Raw genomic sequence first — 24,958 nt, 5'->3', positions numbered from 1 at the left:
ATGGCTGACGTGACGTTGCGTAAGGTGGTGAAGCGCTACGACGACGTCGAGGCGGTGCGCGGCATCGATCTCGACATCGCCGACCATGAGTTCGTGGTGCTGGTCGGCCCGTCCGGCTGCGGCAAGTCGACGACGCTGCGCATGATCGCGGGCCTCGAGGACATCTCGGACGGCGACATCATGATCGGCGGCGACGTCGTCAACGACGTGCCGCCGAAGGACCGCGACATCGCGATGGTGTTCCAGAACTACGCCCTCTACCCGCACATGACGGTCGCGGAGAACATGTCGTTCGGCCTGCGGCTTAAGCATTACCCGAAGGCCGAGATCAATGCGCGGGTGACCGAGGCCGCGCGGATGCTCGACATCACCGACCTGATCAACCGCAAGCCGAAGCAGCTCTCCGGCGGCCAGCGCCAGCGCGTCGCGATGGGCCGCGCCATCGTGCGCAATCCAAAGGTGTTCCTGTTCGACGAGCCGTTGTCGAACCTCGACGCCAAGCTGCGCGTGCAGATGCGGATCGAGATCAAGAAGGTCCACCAGAAGGTCCGCACCACGACGGTCTACGTCACTCACGACCAGGTCGAGGCAATGACCCTGGCCGACCGCGTCGTGGTGATGAACCACGGCCGCATCGAGCAGATCGGCACGCCGAACGAGCTCTATCACAAGCCGGCCACGAAATTCGTCGCAAGCTTCATCGGCTCGCCGGCGATGAATTTCGTGCCGTGCCGGCTCGAAGACAGCGCAGGCAAGCTGCATTTGCGGCTGACCGACCGGCTCGCCTTCCCGCTACCGCCGGCGCGCGCGGCCCGCTACAATGCCCTGCCGCGCACCGACAAGCTTCTGTTCGGCATCCGCCCCGAGCACATGACCGAAGCGAGCCCCCACGCCGAGCCCGGCGTCGAGCCGTTCGATGCGACACTCGACGTCACCGAGCCGATGGGCATGGAGACGCTGGTCTACTTCACCCTCGAAGGCACCGCCGTCTGCGGCCGGGTCAATCCCAATGCCGGCGCGCAGGATGGCGGCCCTCTCCGAATGGCGGTGGACCTCAACAATATGCACCTGCTAAACGAGGCGACCGGCGCCGTCCTTTGACGGCGCAGAGAACCTCAAGGGCAGGAAATGGCGACCAACAAGAAGAAGATTTTCATCACGCAAACCTTGTCGCAAGGCGCACGCGCACTCCTCAACGAACGGGACGACGTCGAGCTCATCGAGTTTCCAAACCTGATCACATCAAAGGACTTCGAGGCGATGCTGAAGCAGCATGCGCCGGTCCATGGCGTGGCGCTTGGAGCCACCAAGTTCGGCGAGCCGGAGCTCGAAGCCTCCGGCGACATGAAGGTGGTGACCCGGATCGGCGTCGGCTACGACGCGGTCGACGTGCCGGCCCTGTCCCGCCGCAAGGTGCCGCTGATGGTTGCGGGCACCGCGAACTCGCCGTCAGTGGCCGAACAGGCGCTGTTCATGATGCTGACGCTCGCCAAGCGCGCCGCCGAGATGCACACCATGGTCAAGGAAGGCACCTGGGCGAGCCGGCTCGGCGCGCTGCCGTTCGACCTCTACAGCAAGACCGTGCTGATCATCGGCTTCGGCCGCATCGGCTCGCGCACCGCCAAGCGCTGCCTGGCGATGGAAATGAGCGTGCTGGTGTATGATCCCTACAAGCCGGCGGCGGAGATCAAGGCAGCCGGCTGCGAGCCGGTGTCGGACCTCGACGCTGCGCTGCCGCGCGCGGATTTCGTCACCATTCACTGCCCGAAGAGCCCCGAGACGGTCGGCCTGTTCAATGCCGCGCGGATCGCCCTGATGAAGCGGACGGCCTATCTGATCAACACCGCGCGCGGCGGCATCGTCGACGAGAAGGCGCTGCACGACGCGCTGGTGTCGAACAGGCTCGCCGGCGCCGGTCTTGACGTGTTCGAGCAGGAGCCGCCGCCGGTCGGCCAGCCCCTGCACGCACTGCCCAACGTGATCATGGCGCCCCACGTCGCCGGCGTCACGGTCGAGGCCGTCAATCGCATGAGCGAGCAGACCGCGCGCAATATCCTCAGCGTGCTGGACGGCGAGCCGCTGCGGCAGAACGTGATCAATCAGGACGTTCTGGGCTAATCTCATCAACTCTTTCGTCTCGACGCACCGCGGCCGATCACCCGATCGGCCGGTGCAGGGAGTCTCCACATGGCCTTCAAGGAATTCGGCAACTGCGACGCGGTCGGCCTCGCCGAGCTCGTGCGCAAGAAAGAGGTGACGCCGAAGGAGCTTCTGAACGAAGCCATCGCGCGGACGGCGAAGGTCGATCCGCAAATCAACGCGGTCGTCGTGAAGCACTACGATTACGCCGAGCGCCAACTGGCAAAAGGCCTGCCCGACGGACCCTTCACCGGCGTGCCATTCCTGATGAAGGATCTTGAACCCCTCGAAGGTACCCGCACGACATCGGGCGCGACGGTGCTGAAGGATTTCGTCGCCGATCACAACGGCACGCTGGCACAGCGTTTCCTTGACGCCGGCCTCACCATCTTCGGCAAGAGCTCGAGCCCGGAATTCGGGCTGATGCCGACCACGGAGACGCGGCTGTTCGGCGCCACCCGCAATCCCTGGAATCTCGATCATTCCTGCGGCGGCTCATCCGGCGGCGCTGGCGCGGCGGTGGCCGCCCGCATCATCCCGGTCGCGCATGCCAGCGACGGCGGCGGATCGATCCGCATCCCGGCCTCGGCCTCGGGCGTGTTCGGCATGAAGCCGACACGGGCGCGCAATCCGATCGGCCCCAACCGCGGCGAAGGCTGGGGCGGCTTTTCGATCGGCCATGTCCTGAGCATCAGCGTCCGCGACAGCGCCGTGATGATGGACGCGGTCCACGGGCCGGAGCCGTCGAGCCCCTACGTCGCGCCAGCGCCGGTGCGGCCGTTCTCGCAGGAGGTCGGCCGCGATCCCGGCCAGCTCCGCATCCACTTCACCGACAAGTCGCCCTATGGCGAGGCTGTAGATCCCGAGATCGCCGCGGCCGTCCGCGAGATCGCGAACCTGCTTGCCGGCCTCGGCCATCACGTCGAGGAACGCGCGCCTGTCATGGCGCATGATGCGGCCGCGGTGATGACCACGATCGTCGGCGGCAACACCGCGCTGGTGGTGCGGCAGCTCGAGCAGCGCTTCGGCCGCACCATGACGTCAGATGATCTCGAACTGCTGACGCTGGCCAGCGCGCGTAATTCGCACAAGCTCGCGCCTGCCGACTACGTCGCCGCGCAGTTGGCGGCGTTCCAGATTTCGCGCGGGCTGGCGGCGTTCTTCGAGGGCTGCGACGTCTTCCTGGCGCCGACGCTGTGCGCGCCACCGGTGCGGCTCGGTGAGCTCAACACGATGGCCGAGGACCTCGGTCACATCGCGCCGATCCTGCGCCGCTACATCCCGGGCACGTCGATGTTCAACATGTCCGGCCAGCCCGCGATGTCGGTGCCGCTGGCCTGGAACAAGGCCGGATTGCCGCTCGGCATGATGTTTGCCGCCAAGCTCGGCGAGGAAGGCCTGCTGTTCCGGCTGGCCGGCCAGCTCGAGCAGGTGCGCCCCTGGAAGGACAAAACGCCGCCGGTATGCGCGTAGGCTGACAAAAGCCTGCGAGATCAGCTACATAGGAATCACCATGACGCAGGCGGCCGGTCCGCCCGTGGCTGATCTTGTCCTGTCCGGAGGCGATCCACGTGAATCAAAGCGACCCGACCGACAATGCGCTTGCGGCGATCGCCAGCATTCTCGACGCTCCGCGCGCCAGTTCGGAGCCGCCAAAGCCGCCGCCGCTCGACGAGCCCTCCGCCGCCGTGCCGCCGCCGATCCCCGTCCCGCCGCCGCTGCCGTCCGATCCGGTCGAGGCCGAAGCCGTCGTCGTAGCGCCTGCGCCCGCCGAACCGGAGCCGGTTGAAGCCGCACAGGTCGAAGCCCCACCACTCGAAGCCCCACCACTCGAAGCCCCGCCAGTCGAAGCGCCGCCGGAGGAAGCCCCGCTCGAGGAAGCCCCCCCTGTAGAAGCTCCTCCTTTGGAGGCGAACGGCTATTACAAGATCGGCCCCGGCCCGATGGCCGCGCTACGCTTCAAATGGACGGTGCGTGAGGACAACGGGCAGTATTTCGTCGACGAGAGTATCGGCGAGACCGGAACTCCGCTCGTCAACGGCCCCCTGGACAAGGACGCCGCGATCAAGTTTGTCGACGACCGCGCCGCCGAATCCCATCAGCGCTTCGAGCGCCTCAAGAGTGAAATGATCGGCCGCGCCGCGGCTGCCGATCTCGTGCGCAGGGACGACGGCGAGGCTTAGTTTCCAGCGGGTGCGCGCGGCGGTCCCAGAAAATCCTTCTTGGCGAGATCGACGCCGGCGTGGCGCAGGATGTCGTAGCTCGTGGCGACGTGGAAGAAGAACTGCGGCACGCTGAAGGTCAGCAGCAGCGATTTTCCGGTGAAGGCGCGCGTCGCGCCGCTCTTGAAGGTGAAGACCACCTCCTTGTCCGCGGCCGCATCGATCGTCGCGCGCGGCATGCTCTCGGCAAATGCGATCGTCGCTGCGATCCGCGATTTCAGCTCGGCGATGTCGGGCTCGCCGGCTGGAAATGTCAGGGGATCGGCGCCCGCCAGCAGCGCGCAGCTCAGGATGACGTGGCGCTTGGCCTCGCCGATCTGCTGGCGGAGATTGTACATGTTCGGCGCGAGCCGGAGCCCAAGCAGCACAGCCGGGTCGATCTTGCGCGCCGCGGCATACGCCGCCGCATGATCGAGCAGCCCGGCGAGATTCTCGAGATACGGCACATAGACGCCGACGGAGGCTTCGTGGAGGGAGATGGTCATCATGCACTCGATCTGCTGGCCCAATCGCGGCATCTGGTCTAAATGCTCGGCAACGACGTGTCATCGGAATTGACGGAGAAATTGATGTTTCGTGTTTTGGCCGGCCTCGCCTTGGCGTTCCTCGTCTCCTCCGCGCATGCGCAGGCGCCCGCGCCGTCCCGCCTCGACGACATCGTCAAGCGCGGCACGTTGCGCGTCGGCATGACCGGCGACTACATGCCGTTCACCTATCTCGACAAGGAGACCAAGACGTTCCGCGGCTTCGATGTCGACATGGCCGAAGCGCTCGGCAAGGCGATCGGCGTCAAGGTCGAGTTCGTGCACACGGCCTGGCCGCAGCTGATGAAGGATTTCGAGGCCGACAATTTCGACATCGCGATGGGCGGTGTCTCGATCACGCTCGACCGCCAGAAGAAGGGCCTGTTCACGACGCCGATCATGCGCGAGGGCAAGACGCCGATCGCGCGCTGCAGCGACAAGGGCAAGTACGAGACCATCGCCGACATCGACAAGGCCGGCACCCGCGTCATCGTCAATCCCGGCGGCACCAACGAGCGCTTCGCGCGCGCCAATGTGAAGGCCGCCGACATCCGCGTCTTCAACGACAACACCAAGATCTTCGAGGAGATCGCCAAGGGCGATGCCGATCTGATGATGACCGACGCGTCCGAGACGCGCTACCAGCAGAAGCTGCATCCCGGCGTGCTCTGTGCGGTGCATCCCGACAAACCGTTCGATTTCTCCGAGAAGGCCTATTGGCTGCAGCGCGACGTCGCGCTGAAGGCGTTCGTCGATCAGTGGCTGCACATCGCGACCGAAGACGGCACGCTCAAGAAGATCTACGCCACATGGTTCGAATGAGCTGCGGCAAATTGCGGCGTATCTCGGCCTCAAATTGACCGCGTGGGCGCACGAAACTGGAGGGCATTTCAGCCATTGAACCAAAGCTGCAGGGCATACGACTCATGTTTTGAAAGTGACCCAGGTCACGCCGTGTGACGCGCCGATTGGGTAACTTGGGGCGGATTCCCTGCACTGGAGGTCGAGATGAAGAAGCTCCTGGCGATCGCCACGCTTTTGCTGGCGACCACGGCCGCTGCGCAGGCCCAGTACACCTTCGAATATGGCGGCCGCACCATCCGCGTCGATCCCGACCGCGGCACCGTCCAGATCCCCGGCGTCTACGATAATACCGGCCGCAAGGCCAAGCGCGCCAAGACCGACGAGTCCGAGCCGAAGCGCAAGCAGACCCCGCAGCAAGCCAAGAGCGACAGCAAGAGCGATCCGCAGGCCGCACCCGCCGCACCAACAGCGCCCGCCCCGACAACGGCCACTGCGCCTGCCGTTGCGCCTGCGCCAACCGCAGCCACGACGCCTCCTGCTGCACCGGCCCCCGCCGAGCAGGCCGCAATTCCCACCGCACCGCCTCCGCCGGCTCCGCCACCGCCCCCCGCAGCAGCGTCGGCGACGCCTGATCCTGCAACGACGACCGCCGCGGTCGCACCGTCAGACACGGCAGTTGCACCACCGCCTCCCGCTCCGCAGGCGTCCCCTGCGCCGCAGGAGGCTGCGCCTATCGCGAGGCCTGCGCCTGCAGCGACCGTTGCCGTCGCTCCGCCGTCACCGCCGCCGGCGCCAAAGGCGGCAGTCGCCGCCAATTCGCCGGTTGGCGTCTGGCTGACCGAACAGAAGGAAGGCAAGGTCCGCATCGAGCAATGCGGCACCAATCTCTGCGGCTACGCGGTCGACAAGAAATCGAACGCGAATGGCGAGCAGATCCTGATCAACATGAAGCCCGGCAAGGACAACAAGGACAAATGGAGCGGCCGGATCTTCGATCCGAACAGCGGCAGCACCTATGACTCGACGATCGCGCTGAAGAACACTGATACGCTGCGCGTGCAGGGCTGCGCCTTCGGCGGCATGTTCTGCGGCGGCCAGACCTGGACGCGGGTGAATTGATCGCAGCAACGTCCGGAATCAAAAAGCCCCGCTCTCGCGGGGCTTTTCGTTTTCGCGATCCGATGCAGCGCACCTCACCCGAGCTTGGCGTTGTATTCCTCGTCGGTGACGTGCTCCATCCAGGTCGAATAGACGCCGTCGAGCGCTTCCTGCATGGCGATGTGGGTCATGCTGTTGTTCGGCGAGGCGCCGTGCCAGTGCTTCTCGTTCGGCGGGATCCAGACGACGTCGCCGGGGCGGATTTCCCTGATCGGTCCGCCCTTGGCCTGCACGCGGCCGATGCCTGAGATCACGTACAGCGTCTGCCCGAGCGGATGGGTGTGCCAGGCGGTGCGCGCGCCGGGCTCGAACGACACGCGCGAGGCGTTCAGCCGCGCCGGTGCGGGCGCCATGTTGATGGGGTCCTGCAGCACCGTGCCGGTAAAGTTCTCCTTCGGCGCGCGGCGGGTCGGCCGCGAGCCCGAGACGTGGATATCCATGGGCTTACCTCGCTTGTCTTGATGTTACTTCTTGCTTGCCGCGTAGCGCGCCTTGGTCTCGGCGTTCATCGGATAGAGGCCGGGCAGTTGCGCGCCGTTGTTCACCTCATTGACGATCCAGGCTTCCATCCGTTCCTGCTCGGGACCTTCGGCGAGCACGTGCTCGAGGAACGCCTGCGGGATCAGCACCGCGCCGTCCTGGTCGGCGACCACGATGTCGTTCGGGAACACCGCCACGCCACCGCAGCCGATCGGCTCGCCCCAGCCGACGAAGGTGAGACCCGCGACCGACGGCGGCGCGGCATAGCCGTCGCACCACACCGGAAGACCCGTGCCGAGCACGCCCTCGATGTCACGCACCACACCGTCGGTGATCAGCGCCGAGACGCCGCGCTTGACCATGCGGGCGCAGAGGATGTCACCGAAGATGCCGGCGTCGGTGATGCCCATCGCATCGACCACGGCGATGCAGCCCTCCGGCATCGCCTCGATCGCGGTGCGGGTCGAAATCGGCGACGACCAGGATTCCGGCGTCGCCAGGTCCTCGCGCGCCGGCACGAAGCGCAGCGTGAAGGCAGGTCCGACCAGCCGCTTCTGCCCGGGCTTCAGCGGCTTGGTGCCGCGCATCCAGACGTTACGCAGACCCTTCTTGAGCAGGACCGTGGTGATGGTGGCGGTGGTCACGTGCGACAGCGTCGCAATCGCTTCGGCAGACAGGGACATCGGACAGATCGGCTCCGGTGGGAGGAAAGAGAGGAGCGCATCTTGCGGGGCCAGCCAGTCGCGTCAAGGGCGCAAACGCATTGCTGCGATCATCATATCTTATCGGATGCATGCGGATTAATTTATTGAAGTTGCTACAATATTTTGCACGAGGTGAATTCCGTTCCACCTCGAAACACGCTAGCTTGACGACGAAGAGTCTTTTGAGCCCATGGCCGACACCCTAAGCCCTCCCCGCCTTCTGCCGAGTGGCGACAGCGCCATCACGGTGGAGTTCAGCCGCAACATCGACGATGCCGCCAACCGGCGCGTGCTGGCGCTCGACCGCGTCATTGCATCCGAGCCGATCGCGGGCATCACCGAGACGGTGCCGACCTATCGCTCGCTGCTGGTGCATTACGATCCCGTCCAGATCGGCTTTGACGCGCTCGGTGAGCAGCTGTTGGAGCGCGCTACCAAGGCGCTGCCGACCGCCGCCCAAACGCGGCGCTGGCGCATTCCTGTCGCCTACGGCGGCGAGAACGGCATCGACCTCGAGGACGTCGCCAAAGCGCTCAACACCACGCCCGATGACATCGTGAAGCGCCACACCGCCGGCGACTACCGCGTCGCCATGATCGGCTTCACGCCCGGCTGGTCCTATCTCAGCGGGCTCGACAAATCCCTTCAGATGTCGAGGCGAAAGGATCCGCGGCTGCTGACGCCCGCCGGCACCATCGCGATCGGCGGCGTGCAGACCGGCGTGCAGTGCCTCGCCGGCCCCTCCGGCTGGCACCTGCTCGGCTGCACGGCCGTGCGCACCTATCAGCTGCATCGCGATCCGATCTTCCTGCTGGAGCCCGGCGACGCCATCACCTTTGCCGCGGTCGACGACAAGACCTTTGCCGAACAGACTCGCGCCGCCGAAGCCGGCGAGTTCGTCGCGGAATTGATCGCACCATGAGCAAGCTCGTCATCACCTCGATCGGGCCGGCAAGCTCGGTGCAGGACGGCGGACGTCCGGGATCGCAGCGCTACGGCCTGGTGCCGAGCGGCGCGATGGACCGTCTCGCGCTGGCCGCCGCCAACACGCTGGTCGGCAATGCGCTGTTCGCGGCAGCCATCGAGATCGGCCCGTTCGGCGCGACGCTGACCGCGCGCGAAGGTGCGGTCCGCCTCGGCCTCGCCGGCGCCCCGCGCAATGCCGATGTCGCCGGCCGCGCGGTCGCCTTCGACGCCTCAGTCATGCTCGCCGACGGCGAGACGCTCAATCTCGGCTTCGCCCGTGGCGGCTCCTTCAGCTACATCGCGATCGAAGGTGGCATCGAAGGCGAGCCGATGTTCGGCAGCCTCGCCGTCAACGCCCGTGCCGGCCTCGGCAGCCCTTATCCGCGCCCGCTGCAGAGCGGCGACGAGTTGAAGACCAGGCCGATCAGCAGCGCGGCTGAACGCCGGATCGAATTGCCCGAGCTGGCGGACGCGCCGATCCGCGTCGTGTTCGGTCCGCAGGACGACGAATTCGCCGAGGAAAACAAAAAGCTCTTTGTCGAGAGCGAGTGGAAGATCTCCGCGACCAGCGACCGCATGGGCTATCGGCTCGAAGGCCCCACGATCACGCATCTGCACGGCCACAACATCGTGTCCGATGGCACCGTCACCGGCAGCATCCAGGTGCCCGGCAACGGCCAGCCGATCGTGCTGATGCCGGACCGCGGCACCAGCGGCGGCTATCCGAAGATCGCGACCGTGATCTCGGCCGATTTCGGCCGCTTCGCGCAGATCTCCGCGGGCCGCCCGTTCCGCTTCAAGGCGGTCAGCATGGCGGAGGCACAGACTGAAGTGAAGAAATTCGCCGAGCTGCTGCGCTCCCTGCCCGAGCGCCTGCGCGGCATCGAGGAATTCGGCCTCAATGTCGACGCGCTGCGGGATGCCAATGTTGCCGGCCACGCCGTCAACGCCGTCGATGCCGCGACATGGCAAGTTGCCGAACCCACCGGCTAAAGCGTTTTCAAGCGAAGTGGGCACCGGTTCGCGTGAAGAAAACGCGTCAAACAAGAAAGCCAAACACCAACACGGGACGATCGTCATGACCAAAACCGTCGACCTCAATTGCGATCTCGGTGAAAGCTTTGGGCCCTGGGAAATGGGCAATGACGCCGCGATGATCGAGCTTGCGACCTCGGTCAACGTCGCCTGCGGCTTCCACGCCGGCGATGCCGACATCATGCGCCACACGGTTGAGCTTGCGAAAGCGCGCGGCGTCAGCGTCGGCGCACACCCTGGTTATCGCGACCTGCACGGCTTCGGCCGCCGCCCCGTGCCCGGATTGAAATCATCGGAGATCGAGAACCTCGTCGCCTATCAGATCGGCGCGCTGCAGGCGATCGCGACCGCCGCCGGCCACAAGGTCACGCACGTCAAGGCCCATGGCGCGCTCTCCAACGTCGCCTGCGAGGACCACATGACGGCCAAGGCGATCGCGAATGCGATCAAGGCGGTCGATCCCAATCTGATCTTCGTGGTGCTCGCCAACTCGAAGCTGGTGAGCGCCGGCGAGGCCGCGAATTTGCGCATGGCCCACGAGGTGTTCGCCGACCGCGCCTATGAGGACGACGGCAATCTGGTCTCGCGCAAGAAGCCGGGCGCCGTGCTGCACGATCCCAGGCAGATCGCGGACCGCGTGGTGCGCATGGTGGAGGACGGCGCGGTGGTGTCGGTGACCGGCAAGGTCATCAAGATGCAGACCGACACCGTCTGCATTCACGGCGACACGTCGGGCGCAGTCGAGATCGCGCGCGCGGTGCGTGACGCGCTGAAGGCCGCGGGGATCGCGGTCGCGCCGTTCAAGACAGGACACTGAGGCGCAAGCGAACTTCAACGTCACGCATCTCCATCGAGCAGCACCCTGCCATACAATTCGCACGCCGGCTCGGGTTGGACCCGATGATGTGTGGCCACCGTGTGGATATCGCGGAACAGCCGTTCGACGGGATGCCCCGCGCCAAACACGGATCCTCCCAGTGCGCTCACCAGTCTGTCAGAGGCTGACAACGCAACGCGCGACATGACCGCGGCATCGGCCCGATGTCGCGCCTGGGTCGGCAGGCTTAGGTCTTCTCCGCGCAGGCCTGCCTCATAGAGCTCGTTCGTGTCGTGCAGCAGTAACGCATGTGCCATGTTGACCTCGGAGGTAGAGCGTCCCAATTCAATGACCGCCCATTGCTCGCGCTTGCGTCGGTTGACCGTCTCGACGAAATGGTCAACGACCGCACCGGCGATCGCGATGACAGGAGCGGCCGAACAGAGAACGAGGAGGCTCCCCGCGCCGGTTCTTTGGTAAAGCGGTCCTTCGTTGCACCGTAGGCCAGGATACGTACCAGCCTCAACGTCCGCCCATCTAATCATGCGATGATCGGGTATGAATGCGTCCCTCAGAGCGACACGTTTGCTTCCCGTCGCGCGGGCGCCGACCATGGTCCAGCTACCTGCTTCCACGGTAAACTCCTTGCGCGGCACGAGCGCGATGCGCTCCTCCAGATCGCCGTTGGCAGTCGGCACGCCGATGGCGGTGATCACCCAGTCCGCGAAATCGATTCCGCTGGCGAAATCCCATACGCCGCTCACGACAAGGCCCTTCCCTTCGATGACGGCGCTCACTTGACGCCTGACGCCGGCGCTCAGGTTAGCAACGATCGTGTCGCCTCCATTCTCGAAGACCTCCTCCTGCGCAGACGCCTCGAACATCCCAGCGATCCAGCCATGCACGGTCAGCAGCGAAACCAGGAAGGCCGTCGAACCGCAACCTCTCCCAAGTTGCCGTGTCACGTTCCAGAGGGCCGTCGGGTTGAGGCTGTAGCCTCCGAAGCGCGCAGGCTGCAGAATTCGGAAGAAGCCGGCCTGACGCAACTCGCGTATCGCCTCGGGTAGGAATTCGCCATTTCGGTCAGCGTCACCAGCGCGCGCACGCAGATCAGGAATCATTCGTTCCGCCTGGAACCGAAGATCGTCCGCCGTAGGCAAGGAATGCTGCACGCGAACATAGTTCATGACCTATCTCCCATGCTGCGTAATGCCCTGCCAGATCAATCCTGCCGAAACAGCGAAAACGAGGGCGTAGGAAACGCGATAAAATGCCGACGACGGAATTCGTCGAACCAGGCGAATTGCCACCGCGTTGGCGACGATCGCCAACGGGAGAAGCAGCAGAGATGTCATCAAATTCTCGCTGGAGAATTGTCCGAGCGCGAAGAAGGGACCAAGCTTCACTGCGTTCAGCGCCAGGAAAAACATCGCCGCGGTGCCGACAAACACCATCTTCGAGAAGTCTTGCGACAATGCGAAAACGAGAAACGGCGGTCCCCCGGCGTTTGCCAGGGTCCCCGTGAAGCCAGCAACCGTGCCCCACAGCAGGCCAGCACCGCTGCTCTTCGCCCTCATCTTCAGACCACCCCAATGCGAAATGGCAAACGAGACGCCGACGAGGCCGACGGTCAGCCTCACCATGGCCTGCTCGATGTGGGTCGCGAAGATCCAGGCGATCGCGATCCCGACCAGTGTCCCCGGCAACATGATGGCAAGAGTTCGATAATCGCACTCATGTCGAAATACCCAGGCAGAAAACACATCCTGCGTCAGCATGATCGGTAACAGCAGCGCTGCCGCCTGAAGCGGAGGAATGACCAGCGCAAGCAGCGGCGTTGCGATCATGCCAAAGCCGATGAACCCGCCCTTTGATAGCCCCAGGCACATGACGGCCAGGCCGGCGATCAAATAGGTTGATGCACCGAGCATCACGCAGAGCGCCGCCGTCGCCTGAGCTTCACGGCATGCTTGCCGGGAGATTTATGTTCGACAAGATTGGGCGCGACGACAGTTGCTCGATAATCCTCCCAATCCGCTTCAGACCAATCATCCAACTCGCCAACGACCTGAAAATCGTCCAACAATCGTCCTTCGTAAAGATGCCGCTGGATTGGCTGAATGTGGAACAGCGGCATGCCCGCCTGAAATTCAACCGGAACGTCTGTCTTCCTGATCCTTAGGTTGGTGAAAAGCGGTCCAAACCAGGTATCGGTCTCGACGATGCCTTCAAAGAGTTCGAAGCCGAGACTGCGTGGAAAATTGGGCACGGGCCTGATGAGAAGGCTCCAACCAGGTTTGGTGCGCGCGATCAGGCCGCTCCATATCTGCACATAGCCTGGCTCGGGAAACGCGGTGATGAATGGCGGAGAGCACCCCGTCAGATCGCGCGGCGCATGCTCATCGAAGTAGCGCGCAAAATCCGGGAATTGTGCAGCACCTAACGGGTACCACGCTTCCTGATCTCCAAACGTCCACTTCGTGTTCGTGCCGTCGAAATGCAAGGCGAAGCCGAATGGCGGGAAGACGTACCAGCCGAACGCTGAAGCAGTCGTTACTGGATCACAGTAGCGAAAGGCGCGGGTCGGCAACATTCCGCCAGCAGAACGATCCGCGCGTTGTGGTGGAGGACAGCCCGGAATCATCCGGAAGAAGGTGACCATTCCGTCGGATTCGGTGTTCGACATCTCGACCTCCGAGGCAAACGGGGCGCAAGCGCCCCGTCCCAGCAAGGACTATTTCTTCACCGGCTTGATCAGGCTGATCGCCCCGCCACCGATCTTGATCTTCCCCTTGTCAGCGACCTCAGGTTTGACCAAGTTGATCGCCCCGCCGCCGACCTTGATCCTTCCCTTGTCGACGACCTGGGGCTTGATCAGATTGATGTTGCCACCGCCGATCTTGATTTTTCCACTGTCAGCAACAGTCTTCATTGTTCGCCTCCATATGTGGGTGTGTTCGTCGCGCAAGGTCGCGTGACCCGAACGACCCTCGAATTTTGTCAGCCCAGATCGCGCTGTCAATTTGAAATTGTATTATTGTGTGACGCCTCCATGAAGTGGTCACACAGGGATTTGCGCCCGGGGATGGCGGAGGCGATGAACACGTTGTGGTGGGAAAATCGGTGCGACCGTGAGACCACTGCGGTGAGGCACGCACTTTAGACTTCGTTAAGAGTCTTCTTAAACCCAAACTTCCGGTTTGGTTGCTAGGTGCTGATTTCCAACCCCGTCCAGGACATTGGAAAGAAAAACATGTTGCGTACCTCGCTCTCCCTCGCCGTTGCGGCGATCGCCACCGCGGCAATCAGCAGCCCGGCCTCCGCCGGCTGCTACAATTGCTACACCCCGCCGCCGCAGCCCTGCACCACCTGCTACCAGATGCAGACCGTGCCTCCGCAGTACCGCACCGTGCAGGAAACCGTGATGGTCTCCCCCGGCTCGGTCGTCGCGCATCGCACGCCGCCGCAGTATCGTACCGTGATGGTGCCGCAGACCGTGATGGTGTCGCCGGGCGGCGTCTCCTATGAGCGCACCCCGCCGCAATACGCCACCCAGGAACGCACCGTGATGGTCTCGCCGGGCTATTCCTACTACGCGCCGGTCGCTCCGCGCTGCAACACCTGCGGCACCAGCTACGGCTACTGATCGCTTCGCGCGGACTCGCAGGGTGGGCAAAGCGCAAGCGTGCCCACCATCGCGAGCACGCCGCAGATGGTGGGCACGTCACTTCGCTCCTTTGTCCACCCTACAAATTCATCGCATAAAAAAGCCGCCGCCCGAGGATCACTCGGCGGCGGCTTTTCAATTCCCAGGGGGAATCAGAACGGGTGAACGGACAGCGTGCCGAACACGATGGCCGCGATCATCGCAAAGGCGCTGTACAGCGCCGCGGTGTGAATTCCGGTCCCGGTCCTCTTCGAAAGGTTTCGCGCATAAAGGTGCAGGCGGGCTTCCGCCGATAGTGCGCGCATTGTCATTCTCCACCGCAACATCCGCCGCATATGGAATAGCGTTCCCGGCCGGATTCAAGCGGGCGGGAAAAATAGCGATGCCGGCCCTTTGGCAGGGCCGGTTCCAGGTGGAAAATTCTTTTGTTGGGGCGGCCTTGAGAATTTCATTCGGGCGGATTTGAGCGGTCCGGAACCCGATTCACCCAACCTTACGGCTTCCAGCGCCCGATCTTGAACGCCGAGAGATGCCCGGGGACGTCGCTCGGATCGAACGGCGGCCCCGAGAACGCGCCCACGGCGCCAGCCGCGCCGGTGGGCCGCCCGGCCGCGGCGTCATGGAGATCCGGCCTGAACACCGCCATCGCAGCCTGCAGCGCCTCCGGCCTGAACGGCGTCTGCCCCCACCGCACCATCTGCGCATAGAGCCAGGCGGCCTGCGCGGGAGCAGGCCGTGCCGCCACCTCGCGGCCGACCAGGAGGTAGCGATCGCTCTCGCGCATCGTGCCATCCGGCGAGATCTTCAGGCGACCATCCAGCGTGCGCTGGATGACGCTGGCGTCGACGCCGATCCGCTCCGGCTGCGCCAGGATCTGCGCAACCTCCGGCCGGTTTGCCCGGTCCTCGATGAATTCGGAGGCACGCAAGTGAGCCCGCACCAGCGCCGCGACGATTTCGGGATGCTTTTCCGCCCAAGTCTGCCGGACGGCCAGCACCTTCTCCACCGCGCTCTGCAGGATGTCGGACGAGAAATGCAGGATGTGGCCGATACCGAGATCGACCGCGATCGAATTCCAGGGCGCGCCGACGCAGAACGCGTCGACATGGCCGTTGGCGAGGCTGTCGGCCATGTAGGGCGGCGGCAACACCACGAGCTGCACGTCCTCGTCGGGATCGACACCACCGGCGGCCATCCAGAACCGCAATTGATAATTGTGGGTCGAGAACGGGAAGGTCATGCCGAAGGTCAGCGGCCCCTCGCCGCTGGTCCGCCGCTTCGCCACCACGCGCGCCAGTGCGCGTGCGGTCGCCATCGGATCGAAACGGTCGCCGTCGAGCTCGGCCATCAGTGCGGCATGCAGCGCCGGCGACACCGTGATGGCGTTGCCGTTGAGCCCGAGATTGAAGGGCGCCGCGATCGGCACCTTGACGTGGCCGAGCCCGAGGCTGGAGGCGATCGCCACCGGCGCCAGCAGATGCGCAGCGTCGAACAGCCCGATATTGAGCTTGTCGCGGACGTTCGACCACGACACCTCGCGCACCAGCGTGACGTCGAGGCCCTCAGTGGCGGCAAAGCCCTTGTCGACGGCCACGATCAGGGCTGCGGCGTCGACCAGCGGAATGAACCCGATGCGAAGCGGTGTGGTCATTTCAAGAGCTCCGACGCCGTGAGGATCGACTGCGCGATCTCGCCGATCTTCTTTTTCTCGCGCATCGCCGTGGAGCGCAGCAGCACATAGGCCTCGTCTTCGGTGAGGCCCTTCATCTTCATCAAAATGCCCTTGGCGCGGTCGATCACCTTGCGCTCCTCCAGCGCGTGCTTGGTGCGGTCGAGCTCGTCCTGCAGCTTGGCGAACGCATTGAAGCGGGACACGCAGAGATCCAGGATCGGCTTGATCCGCTCCTTCTTCAGCCCGTCGACGATATAGGCGGAAACGCCCGCCTCGACGGAGGCCTGGATCGAGGCCGCATCGCTCTGGTCGACGAACATCGCGACCGGCCGCTTCACCGCGCGGCTGACCTGGAACATCTGTTCCAGCACGTCACGGCTGGGGTTTTCGAGGTCGATGACGATGATTTCGGGATCCAGGGCATAGATGCGCGCCAGCAGGCCCTGCATCTCGCTGATATGCGCCACGTCGGTAAAGCCGGCCTCCCGCAGCCCCTCCTCCAGGATGGCAGCGCGGATCGGGCTTTCGTCGACGATCACGATTCTTGGAGACGACTCGGCGCTCATCAACCACTCGCAGAACCCAGGCAAGGCCCATCCATAGCACGCCGAACGGCGGGGCAAAGGGTTGTAATTATGGGCAATTCGAACTAGCCCCTGCACGTCCACCGGGCAGATTCCGGATCGCCGCGCGGAAAATCAGTTTTGCCTGCGTGTGGCGCGCGTTGTTCGGGACCGACCGCCCCGTTTTGCGATGGCAGGCTCCGACGGACGCGTGATCGGAAACGTCTCGCGCATATGCGCCGCGAGCATTGCACAATAATCCGTCGCGAAAACGGGCAAGGGGCGCCGCTTGTCCCATGAGATGGTCAGGGGTTCCTGCAACACGCGGCGTCTATGCGTGAGACCGACGATCCTCAATTGGTAGCGCGAGCACTGAAGTTGGGACGGCACGATCGCGATCCCATGCCCGGCCTCTGCGAGTGCCAGCAGCGTGTGCGGGTTGCGACTCTCGAACCTGATCGTCGGCTTCAGTCCAGCCATCCGGCTTGCCGCATCAAAGGCCCGGCGAAATCCGAACCCGCTGTCCAGCAGCAGCAACGGTAACCCGGCGAGGTCAGCGATCTCGATGGTGCGATCGGGACCGATCGGCGTCGAGGGATGGCAGGCAGCCAGCAACTGCACGGATCCAAGCGGAAGGCTGCCGAAATGCTGTTCGTCCAGTCTGACTGCGTGCAGCAGATTTTGGCCGAGATGGATTTCCCCGCGTTCGAGCATCGTCAGTATTTCGCTGCCCGTCCCCTCCCTGATCTTTATCTCGACCCTGGGATATCGCTTCGCGTACAGCTGGAGAAATTTTGACAGCACGCTTTCGATGTGTTGCGGCGAGCCGGCTATCCTGAGAACCCCCGTGTCTCCCTGACGGAGCAGCTGAGCCTGCTCCTTCAGCGAATTGACACCGTTGAGCAGCAGCCGGCAGCCCGCAATCAACTGCTCGCCCTCACCGGTCAGCAGAAGACGGCGCCCGACCCGGTCGAACAGCCGCAAGCCCAGCTCCTGCTCGAAACCGATGATTTGCCTGGACAGAGCCGGTTGGGCGACACGCAAGCGCAAGGCAGCCTTTGAGACGGTGCCGAGCTCGGCCACGGTCAGGAATGTGAGGGCCTGTCGAAGGTTCATTCTGGCTTATACCATCACGGCATAAAGTTTCAGAAAATATATGTATTGGACGCATTTGAGCTGTTGTGGAGAGTCCTGTCTCGTTCCTGCTCGCGGCAGTGGCAAGGCATGAGAGGAGGCCCACATGAATTCGGGATGCTGGATCGGTCTCGTCATGTTGACGGGCATCGTCTTGGGCGCCTTTGGCAGCGAAGCACTCCATAGCGAAGCTGCTCCGCCCGCCTACCTGATCGGCCAGATCGACGTCTCCGATCCCAATGGCTATGCCAAGGAATATCTCCCCAAAGCGAGGGAAATCATCAAGGCCCATGGCGGGAAGCTGGTTGCGGCTGCGGGCGCGGCGGCAACCGGCTCACAGGTCGTTGCCGTTGACGGAGATCCACCCAAACGGGTGGTGATCTATATGTATCCGAACATGGACGCGCTTCGGGCCTGGCGCAACGATCCAGCCTACGTGCAAGTTCGCGCGGTTGGCGAGAAATACGCCACGTACCACACATTTGCCGTCGAGGGCGCCGCCGCCAACTAGCGCTGATCGCGGTGTTTGGCAGACGTCCAACCAGCACGGCCGCCAGAGCGCATTTTTGATCGCTTCGGCGCGCTCGATTGCGCTCGTCAGGAACTTTCAGCTCCTGGACATTGATTGATTTCATTCGCGATTTTTCCATGATAGGACCGCGACAACGGTTGAATTTTTCCATGAGATCAATTAGTTGGACAGCATACCCGAAAATCAGGATGCTGCCTTGGGCGACCCAATCGAAAGAGCGCCGCGTATTTCATTCACCAGTCTTGGTTGCCCCAAGGCGCTGGTCGATTCCGAGCGCATCATCACGCGCCTGCGCGCGGAGGGCTATGAGCTCGCCCGCAAGCATGACGGCGCCGATATCGTGATCGTCAACACCTGCGGCTTCCTGGACAGCGCCAAGCAGGAGTCTCTCTCCGCGATCGGCGATGCCATGGCCGAGAACGGCAAGGTCATCGTCACCGGCTGCATGGGCGCCGAGCCCGAGCAGATCGAGTCTGCCTATCCCGGCGTGCTCTCGATCACCGGACCGCAGCAATATGAGAGCGTGCTGGAGGCCGTGCACCGCGCGCTGCCGCCGGTGCACAATCCGCATCTCGATCTGGTGCCGCCGCAGGGCATCAAGCTGACCCCGCGCCACTACGCCTATTTGAAGATCTCCGAAGGCTGCAACAACCGCTGCAGCTTCTGCATCATCCCGAAACTGCGCGGCGATCTGGTGTCGCGGCCGGCCAATGACGTGCTGCGCGAGGCTGAGCGGCTGGTGAAGGCCGGCGTCAAGGAGCTGATGGTGATCTCGCAGGACACCTCGGCCTATGGCGTCGACCTGAAATACGCCGAGAGCCCGTGGCAGGACCGCGCCGTCCGCGCCAAATTCTACGACCTCGCCAAGGAGCTCGGCGAGCTCGGCGCCTGGGTGCGGCTGCAATACGTCTATCCCTACCCGCATGTCGACGAGATCATCGGCCTGATGAACGAGGGCAAGGTGCTGCCCTATCTCGACATCCCCTTTCAGCATGCGAGCCCCGAGGTGTTGCGCGCGATGAAGCGTCCGGCCGCCCAGGAGAAGACGCTGGGACGGATCAAGGCCTGGCGCGAGCAGTGCCCCGATCTCACCTTGCGCTCGACCTTCATCGTCGGATTCCCCGGCGAGACCGATTCCCATTTCACCGAGTTGCTGGACTGGCTCGAGGAAGCCGAGATCGATCGGCTCGGCTGCTTCAAATACGAGCCGGTCGCCGGCGCCCCGGCGAACGCGATCGGCGATGTGGTGCCCGACGAGGTCAAGCAGGAACGCTGGAACGCGCTGATGGCGCGCCAGCAGAAGATCTCGGCCCGCCGCCTCAAGCGCAAGGTCGGCACCCGCCAGCAGGTGATCATCGACGAGGTCGGACCGACCGTTGCAAAGGGTCGGTCAAAGGCCGATGCGCCGCAGATCGACGGTGCGGTCTATCTCACCAGCCGCCGCCCGCTGAAGGTCGGCGAGATCGTCACCGCCAAGATCGAGCGCGCGGATCAGTATGATCTGCACGGGACGGTGGCTGGGTTCTGAGAACTACATCTCGTCCGCCAGCCACTTCGGCACCCAGCGATCCGGCCGCGGGGCCCGCATCAAATCGGCCTCGACTTCGGAGAGATCGGCAGGCGCGCCCGCAAATGTCGGCCGCGTGTCGTAATCGAAATTCGGCATGATGCGGCCGTCGGCCCCGAGTCGGAACGACATCCAGAACCACAGCCCGAGTTCGGGCTGCGCCTGCCACATCGCGTCGCGCAATCGACGCAGCACCGCTTCCACAGCCCTGGCCTCGTCTGCGCGTTGCGGTCCGGCATGCAAATCCCGGATCTCGCATTGTCCGCCCGCGATGGCGACACGGAAATGCGTGCCGTCCCACGGGTTGGTGCCATCAGGCCGGTAGGCATGCAGCAGCCCTGAAAGCTCGGCCAGGATCGGGTGTTTCGACCAGAACGCCTCGCGCTCATCTGCCCATGAATAGGCCCAGGCGCGGAAGTCCGGCGAATTGATCGGCTGCTCGGTCAGCTTCTCAAGATCGGTTTCGCCAAGGCGACCACGCAGCCAGGCGGCAAGCTCCTCCGTCGCATCGTCGTCATCGTCATACGGGCTGAGATCGCCGACAAATTGCTTCAGCGCGAGCTTTGCCAGAAAGCTCTCCAGCGTCGGCGCGAGCGTTTCGTACTGCCCTTCCGATTCCACCAGCACGATCGGCGGTGCTCCGCCGCCGGGGACGCCCTGCCAATAGCCGACCAATGATCCGTCCGGCAGCCGCAGGAACAACGCGAACGCGGCGCGCAGCGGGCTGCCGTCGAAGATCGGTGCATGGTCGCTGGACCGTCCGTCCAGATCGAAGCAGCCGACGCTGCCCCACGGACGCCCGTCGAGCCAGGCCGCAAAATCCATCAGCAGCTGCGGCGGTTCGGTGCCGGGCGGAAACGCCCGGCGGATCGCGTCGACGTCGACCAGATAGGCATCCTCGGACAATGTTGGTCTCCCCGGCAAGAGCGCACAGGCGCCGCGGCGCACCTTGCTTGGTCGAAGCAAATGCCGGCCCCGTTCAAGCCCGCTCCGCGTGAACCAAACCACGGCCTGCGCCCACAAACGCCTGAAATCACAACAACCCGCCCGCGCGGAGGCAGATCTTGCGGCAATCTCGAACAGAACGGTTGATAGCGGCCCCGATCGCCGGCGCGGTGTTGGCCTGCGCGTTGCTGGCGGCTGCTCCCGCCTCCGCCCAGACCCAGCCGCCCTCGGCAGCAACTGCGCGCGCATGGTGCTTCAACAAGGTGGCTGCCCCACAGCGGATCGGCGGCTGCACTTACGTGCTCGGCATGAAAAAGCTGACCGAGAAGCAGCGCTCCGGCGCCCTGCTCAACCGCGGCGCGATGTATCTCGAAAGCGAGGATAACGACCGGGCGATCGCCGACCTGAGCGAGGCTATCAAGTACAAATCGTCGCGGCAGATGGCGCTGGTCAATCGCGGCGAGGCCTATCGCCGCAAGGGCGATTTCGACGCTGCGGTCGCCGATTTCGACAAGGCGGTCGCGCTCAATCCCAAGGATGCCATTGCGCATTTCAACCGCGGCATCGCCCACAGCGACCGCGGCGAGCACTATGAGGCCATCGCCGATTACAACGTGGCGATCGGGATCAATCCGAGCGACGCCTGGTATTTCAACAATCGCGGCAATTCCTACACCGACACCGGCAACAAATATCGCGCGATGGCCGACTACAATTACGCCCTGCAGCTCGATCCGAAATTCGCGCTCGCCTACTACAATCGCGGCAACGCCTATCGTGACCGCGACGATCTCGATCGGGCGCTGGCCGACTACAACAATTCCATCAAGTTCGATCCGAAATACGCGGCTGCCTACGGTAACCGCGCCCGCGTGTTCCGCGACCGCGGCGAGATTGACCGCGCACTCGCCGATTTCGATCAATCGCTGCGCCTCGCGCCGACCGAGTCCCGCGATTATTACTCCCGCGGCAACGTTTATCTGGACCGCAAGGACTATCCGCGCGCGCTCGGCGATTTTACTGCGGCCATCAAGAGCGATGAAAAATACGCCGCCGCGCTGAACGCGCGCTGCGTGGTGCTCACGATCCTCAGCCGGGCACAGGAAGCACTCGCGGATTGCGATCAGTCGCTGAAGTGGCGGCCGAACGATGCCTATACGCTCGACAGCCGCGCCACAGCCCATCTCAAACTCGGCGACTTCGACGCAGCGATCACGGATTTCGACGCGGCGCTGAAGGCCAATCCAAAGCTCGCCAGCTCGCTCTACGGCCGCGGCCTCGCCAAGCGCAAGAAAGGCGATGGCGACGCGGCGCAGGCCGATATCGACGCTGCCACCGCAATCAATGCCGATGTCGCGAAGGACTACGCGCCTTACGGCGTTGAATAGGAACCGTCAGCCCACGCAGTCGACGAACGCTCTCACCCTGCAAGCCGTGCCGGAAGCGCCGGCGATCGCTCAGGGCTAGCATTATCATTCGAGGATGCTAAGCTGCGCTCGCTATCGTGAACGCGGTGGAAGTCCTCCTTGATGACAGTCTCGCCTCGCAGCTCATCGGCGGGAATGGAAGGCACGCCGATCGTGCCCCCACCGCTGGTGCGGTTTTCCGGCATCCAGAAGACCTATGACGGCGAACATCTGGTCGTGAAGAACCTCGACCTCGATATCAGGAAGGGCGAGTTCATCACCCTGCTCGGCCCGTCGGGCTCGGGCAAGACGACCACGCTGATGATGCTGGCCGGCTTCGAGGTTCCGACCCAGGGCGAGATCTACCTTAGCGACCGGCCGATCAAGAACATGCCGCCGCACAAGCGCGACATCGGCATGGTGTTCCAGAACTATGCCCTGTTCCCGCATTTGACGATCGCGGAAAATGTCGCCTTCCCGCTGTCGGTTCGCAAGATCAGCAAGGCGGAGGTGCAGGACCGCGTCAAGGCGGCGCTGCGCATGATCAAGCTGGAAACCCTGGCGCACCGGCGGCCCGGGCAGCTGTCCGGTGGTCAACAGCAGCGCGTGGCGCTGGCCCGCGCCCTGGTTTTCAATCCGCAACTCGTGCTGATGGACGAGCCGCTGGGCGCGCTCGACAAGCGCCTGCGCGAGCAGATGCAGCTGGAGATCAAGCAGTTGCACGAGACGATGGGCATCACCGTCGTCTACGTCACCCACGATCAGAGCGAAGCGCTCACCATGTCGGACCGCATCGCCGTGTTCAACGACGGCATCGTGCAGCAGATCGACAAGCCAAGCGCACTGTACGAGCAGCCGGTGAACAGCTTCGTCGCCCACTTCATCGGCGAGAACAATGTGCTGGCCGGCACCGTCGAGACGGTCGAGAAGGACTATTGCCGCGTCGCGCTGGCCGGTGGTGGCGCCGTGACCGCACGTGCCGTCAATGTCTCCGGCGCGGGCGCGTCGACCTCGCTGTCGGTGCGGCCGGAGCGGATCGCCCTTGTCCCGGATGGCGCATCCAGCGACGGGTCGAACCGTCTGCCGGCCAGGGTGCAGAACACGATCTATCTCGGCGACCACGCATTGGCCGTGCTCGACGTCGCCGGGAACTGCGAATTTATGGTCAAGCTTCAGCCGGGGACGCATGATGGTCTGAGGCACGGTGAAAGCGTGTTCGTCACCTTCCGCCCCGAGGACTGCCTCGCCCTCGATCCCGTCTGATCCAGCGATCAACATCAACGCAACGCATATGAAGGGGAACAACGACCATGCTGAAGCGCAAGATTGGCACGATTGCTCTGGGTTTCGCCGCGGCGCTCGGCGCCAGCGCTGCACTGTCCACGGTCGCGGAGGCGCGTGATCTCACCGTGGTGTCATGGGGCGGCGCCTATCAGGATGCCCAGAAGAAGGTCTATTTCGAGCCGTTCAAGAAGGCCGCCGGCATTCCCATGAACGACGAGTCCTGGGACGGCGGCGTCGGCGTATTGCGCGCCAAGGTGCAGGGTGGCGCCGCCACCTGGGACGTCGTCCAGGTCGAGAGCGACGAGCTGGCGGTCGGCTGCGACGAAGGCCTGTTCGAGAAGATGGACTATTCCAAGATCGGCGGCGAAGCCGCCTATATCCCGCCGTCAGTCAATTCCTGCGGCGTCGGCGCCATCCTCTATGACTTTGTGCTCGGCTACGACAAGGACAAGCTGAAGGAAGCCCCCAAAGGCTGGGCCGACTTCTTCGACACCAAGACAATTCCGGGCAAGCGCGCCTTGCGTCAAGGCCCGAAGACCACGCTGGAGATCGCGCTGATGGCCGACGGCGTCGCGCCACAGGACGTCTACAAGGTGCTGGCGACCGACGAGGGCGTCGAGCGTGCGTTCAAGAAGCTCGACACCATCAAGGGCGACATCGTCTGGTGGAAGGCCGGCGCCCAGCCGCCGCAACTGCTCGCCTCCGGTGAGGTGGCGATGACCTCGGTCTACAATGGCCGCATCGACACCGCGAACAAGAACGACAAGAAGAACTTTGGCATGGTGTGGGACGGAGCGCTCTTCACTCTCGACAGCTGGGTCATCCTGAAGGGAAGCCCGAACAAGGACGCCGCCTACAAGTTCCTGGACTTCGCAGGCAAGGCGGAGAACCAGTCGAAACTGTCGGAGAACATCGCCTATGGCACCTCCAACAAGGACGCAGCCGGCCGGCTCTCGCCCGCCGTGCTGAAGGACCTGCCGACCGCGCCCGACAACATCAAGAACGCGGTCGAGATCAACGTTGGCTTCTGGCTCGAGAACATCGACCGCCTGACCGAGCGTTTCAACAAATGGGCCGCGAAATAACGCGCGACAGCACCGGCGTGCGGCGCGGATTGAAGTCAGTGACGTTGCGGCCATCCTTCGAAACGCCCGCCCTAGGCGGGCTCCTCAGGATGAGGACGGAGCGTGCGGCGGCCATTTCACAGGCGCCGATGTCAATGAGCCTCATCCTGAGGAGACCGCCACCGGGTCCGCGCAAAGCGCGGCCCGATGACAGGCTCCGCGGTCGTCTCGAAGGACGAGGCGCGCGCTCAGGTCGCTCCGAAATGGCGAGTGGT

27 protein-coding genes are annotated in these 24,958 nt (G+C 64.0%); 15 read left to right on the top strand and 12 right to left on the bottom strand.

Translation table 11 applies throughout. From position 1 onward, the window contains the following. The 4 genes from JQ604_RS38355 (at position 1) to JQ604_RS38340 (ending at position 4,322) form a co-directional block, all read left to right on the top strand. The gene (locus tag JQ604_RS38355) at positions 1 to 1,101 is read left to right on the top strand and encodes an ABC transporter ATP-binding protein (RefSeq protein WP_212365938.1); all 1,101 of its coding nucleotides are present in this window, start codon (positions 1 to 3) and stop codon (positions 1,099 to 1,101) included. 27 nt (positions 1,102 to 1,128) lie between these two features. After that, positions 1,129 to 2,118, top strand: a complete 990-nt coding sequence (locus tag JQ604_RS38350) for a hydroxyacid dehydrogenase (RefSeq protein WP_212365937.1) — start codon at positions 1,129 to 1,131, stop codon at positions 2,116 to 2,118. 69 nt (positions 2,119 to 2,187) lie between these two features. Next, positions 2,188 to 3,612 carry an amidase gene (locus tag JQ604_RS38345; protein ID WP_212365936.1) on the top strand — a complete coding sequence of 475 codons (1,425 nt, stop codon included), beginning with the start codon at positions 2,188 to 2,190 and terminating at the stop codon, positions 3,610 to 3,612. A gap of 98 nt (positions 3,613 to 3,710) precedes the next feature. Then, positions 3,711 to 4,322: a hypothetical protein gene (locus JQ604_RS38340; RefSeq protein ID WP_212365935.1), complete on the top strand. Its 612-nt coding sequence runs from the start codon at positions 3,711 to 3,713 to the stop codon at positions 4,320 to 4,322. On the opposite strand, the gene JQ604_RS38335 is transcribed toward JQ604_RS38340, so the two are convergent. Further along, the gene (locus tag JQ604_RS38335; RefSeq protein ID WP_212365934.1) at positions 4,319 to 4,846 is read right to left on the bottom strand and encodes a DUF1993 domain-containing protein; all 528 of its coding nucleotides are present in this window, start codon (positions 4,844 to 4,846) and stop codon (positions 4,319 to 4,321) included. The two genes, JQ604_RS38340 and JQ604_RS38335, sit on opposite strands and share 4 nt — an antisense overlap. Before the next feature lie 84 nt (positions 4,847 to 4,930). Between JQ604_RS38335 and JQ604_RS38330 the strand changes: the two genes are divergently transcribed. Further along, positions 4,931 to 5,707, top strand: a complete 777-nt coding sequence (locus JQ604_RS38330; protein WP_249159274.1) for a transporter substrate-binding domain-containing protein — start codon at positions 4,931 to 4,933, stop codon at positions 5,705 to 5,707. A 186-nt stretch (positions 5,708 to 5,893) separates the two neighbouring features. Beyond that, positions 5,894 to 6,808: a DUF2147 domain-containing protein gene (locus JQ604_RS38325; RefSeq protein WP_212365932.1), complete on the top strand. Its 915-nt coding sequence runs from the start codon at positions 5,894 to 5,896 to the stop codon at positions 6,806 to 6,808. Positions 6,809 to 6,882: 74 nt separating this feature from the next. On the opposite strand, the gene JQ604_RS38320 is transcribed toward JQ604_RS38325, so the two are convergent. Further along, complete coding sequence (locus JQ604_RS38320; RefSeq protein WP_212365931.1) at positions 6,883 to 7,287, bottom strand: (R)-mandelonitrile lyase; 405 nt, start codon at positions 7,285 to 7,287, stop codon at positions 6,883 to 6,885. A 24-nt stretch (positions 7,288 to 7,311) separates the two neighbouring features. Continuing rightward, complete coding sequence (locus tag JQ604_RS38315; protein WP_212365930.1) at positions 7,312 to 8,010, bottom strand: ribonuclease activity regulator RraA; 699 nt, start codon at positions 8,008 to 8,010, stop codon at positions 7,312 to 7,314. Positions 8,011 to 8,221: 211 nt separating this feature from the next. Between JQ604_RS38315 and pxpB the strand changes: the two genes are divergently transcribed. From pxpB to JQ604_RS38300, 3 genes are all read left to right on the top strand, one after another. After that, entirely contained in the window at positions 8,222 to 8,953 is a 732-nt protein-coding gene (gene pxpB, locus JQ604_RS38310) for a 5-oxoprolinase subunit PxpB (protein WP_212365929.1), read from the top strand. Continuing rightward, complete coding sequence (locus JQ604_RS38305) at positions 8,950 to 9,990, top strand: biotin-dependent carboxyltransferase family protein (RefSeq protein ID WP_212365928.1); 1,041 nt, start codon at positions 8,950 to 8,952, stop codon at positions 9,988 to 9,990. Before pxpB ends, JQ604_RS38305 begins: the two co-directional genes overlap by 4 nt. Before the next feature lie 85 nt (positions 9,991 to 10,075). After that, positions 10,076 to 10,849 carry a LamB/YcsF family protein gene (locus JQ604_RS38300; RefSeq protein ID WP_212365927.1) on the top strand — a complete coding sequence of 258 codons (774 nt, stop codon included), beginning with the start codon at positions 10,076 to 10,078 and terminating at the stop codon, positions 10,847 to 10,849. Positions 10,850 to 10,869: 20 nt separating this feature from the next. On the opposite strand, the gene JQ604_RS38295 is transcribed toward JQ604_RS38300, so the two are convergent. Genes JQ604_RS38295 through JQ604_RS38280 form a run of 4 tightly spaced genes read right to left on the bottom strand, consistent with a single transcriptional unit; the run spans position 10,870 to position 13,781 of the window. After that, entirely contained in the window at positions 10,870 to 12,036 is a 1,167-nt protein-coding gene (locus JQ604_RS38295; RefSeq protein ID WP_212365926.1) for an acyl-CoA dehydrogenase family protein, read from the bottom strand. Between the two features lie 3 nt (positions 12,037 to 12,039). Continuing rightward, on the bottom strand, positions 12,040 to 12,780 hold the full coding sequence (locus JQ604_RS38290) for a sulfite exporter TauE/SafE family protein (RefSeq protein ID WP_212365925.1): 741 nt from the start codon (positions 12,778 to 12,780) through the stop codon (positions 12,040 to 12,042). Then, complete coding sequence (locus JQ604_RS38285) at positions 12,780 to 13,535, bottom strand: DUF6065 family protein (RefSeq protein WP_212365924.1); 756 nt, start codon at positions 13,533 to 13,535, stop codon at positions 12,780 to 12,782. The genes JQ604_RS38290 and JQ604_RS38285 overlap by 1 nt, the downstream gene beginning before the upstream one ends. Before the next feature lie 48 nt (positions 13,536 to 13,583). After that, entirely contained in the window at positions 13,584 to 13,781 is a 198-nt protein-coding gene (locus JQ604_RS38280) for a hypothetical protein (RefSeq protein ID WP_212365923.1), read from the bottom strand. A 321-nt stretch (positions 13,782 to 14,102) separates the two neighbouring features. On the opposite strand from JQ604_RS38280, the gene JQ604_RS38275 reads away from it, so the two are divergent. Next, positions 14,103 to 14,495: a hypothetical protein gene (locus JQ604_RS38275; protein ID WP_212365922.1), complete on the top strand. Its 393-nt coding sequence runs from the start codon at positions 14,103 to 14,105 to the stop codon at positions 14,493 to 14,495. Positions 14,496 to 14,668: 173 nt separating this feature from the next. Here JQ604_RS38275 and JQ604_RS38270 read toward each other — a convergent pair whose 3' ends face one another. The 4 genes from JQ604_RS38270 to JQ604_RS38255 form a co-directional block, all read right to left on the bottom strand. Beyond that, positions 14,669 to 14,821 carry a hypothetical protein gene (locus JQ604_RS38270; RefSeq protein WP_212365921.1) on the bottom strand — a complete coding sequence of 51 codons (153 nt, stop codon included), beginning with the start codon at positions 14,819 to 14,821 and terminating at the stop codon, positions 14,669 to 14,671. A gap of 188 nt (positions 14,822 to 15,009) precedes the next feature. Further along, positions 15,010 to 16,167: a CmpA/NrtA family ABC transporter substrate-binding protein gene (locus JQ604_RS38265; protein ID WP_212365920.1), complete on the bottom strand. Its 1,158-nt coding sequence runs from the start codon at positions 16,165 to 16,167 to the stop codon at positions 15,010 to 15,012. Then, a complete protein-coding gene (locus JQ604_RS38260) occupies positions 16,164 to 16,754 on the bottom strand; it encodes an ANTAR domain-containing response regulator (protein ID WP_212365919.1) in 591 nt (196 codons plus the stop codon). The genes JQ604_RS38265 and JQ604_RS38260 overlap by 4 nt, the downstream gene beginning before the upstream one ends. Before the next feature lie 132 nt (positions 16,755 to 16,886). Next, positions 16,887 to 17,867 (bottom strand): LysR family transcriptional regulator, encoded by a 981-nt coding sequence (locus tag JQ604_RS38255; protein WP_212365918.1) that lies wholly within the window; start codon positions 17,865 to 17,867, stop codon positions 16,887 to 16,889. Positions 17,868 to 17,991: 124 nt separating this feature from the next. Here JQ604_RS38255 and JQ604_RS38250 point away from each other — a divergent pair, with 124 nt between their 5' ends. Beyond that, positions 17,992 to 18,396 carry a DUF1330 domain-containing protein gene (locus JQ604_RS38250; protein WP_249159272.1) on the top strand — a complete coding sequence of 135 codons (405 nt, stop codon included), beginning with the start codon at positions 17,992 to 17,994 and terminating at the stop codon, positions 18,394 to 18,396. 229 nt (positions 18,397 to 18,625) lie between these two features. After that, complete coding sequence (gene rimO / locus JQ604_RS38245; RefSeq protein WP_212365956.1) at positions 18,626 to 19,945, top strand: 30S ribosomal protein S12 methylthiotransferase RimO; 1,320 nt, start codon at positions 18,626 to 18,628, stop codon at positions 19,943 to 19,945. 3 nt (positions 19,946 to 19,948) lie between these two features. Here rimO and JQ604_RS38240 read toward each other — a convergent pair whose 3' ends face one another. After that, positions 19,949 to 20,890: a hypothetical protein gene (locus JQ604_RS38240; protein ID WP_212365917.1), complete on the bottom strand. Its 942-nt coding sequence runs from the start codon at positions 20,888 to 20,890 to the stop codon at positions 19,949 to 19,951. A gap of 158 nt (positions 20,891 to 21,048) precedes the next feature. On the opposite strand from JQ604_RS38240, the gene JQ604_RS38235 reads away from it, so the two are divergent. The 3 genes from JQ604_RS38235 to JQ604_RS38225 all read left to right on the top strand — a co-directional run bounded on the left by JQ604_RS38235 (position 21,049) and on the right by JQ604_RS38225 (position 24,704). After that, positions 21,049 to 22,317 carry a tetratricopeptide repeat protein gene (locus tag JQ604_RS38235; protein WP_212365916.1) on the top strand — a complete coding sequence of 423 codons (1,269 nt, stop codon included), beginning with the start codon at positions 21,049 to 21,051 and terminating at the stop codon, positions 22,315 to 22,317. A gap of 174 nt (positions 22,318 to 22,491) precedes the next feature. Further along, positions 22,492 to 23,598 (top strand): ABC transporter ATP-binding protein, encoded by a 1,107-nt coding sequence (locus JQ604_RS38230; RefSeq protein WP_212365955.1) that lies wholly within the window; start codon positions 22,492 to 22,494, stop codon positions 23,596 to 23,598. Positions 23,599 to 23,645: 47 nt separating this feature from the next. Further along, positions 23,646 to 24,704 (top strand): ABC transporter substrate-binding protein, encoded by a 1,059-nt coding sequence (locus tag JQ604_RS38225; protein WP_212365915.1) that lies wholly within the window; start codon positions 23,646 to 23,648, stop codon positions 24,702 to 24,704. The last annotated feature ends 254 nt before the right edge of the window (positions 24,705 to 24,958 follow it).

Origin of the sequence: Bradyrhizobium jicamae, from assembly GCF_018130695.1 — a bacterium.
In the GTDB taxonomy this organism is placed as follows: Bacteria; Pseudomonadota; Alphaproteobacteria; order Rhizobiales; family Xanthobacteraceae; genus Bradyrhizobium; species Bradyrhizobium jicamae_B.
Note: the sequence above shows the minus strand (reverse complement) of the source record. Positions and strands in the feature narration are given on the sequence as shown.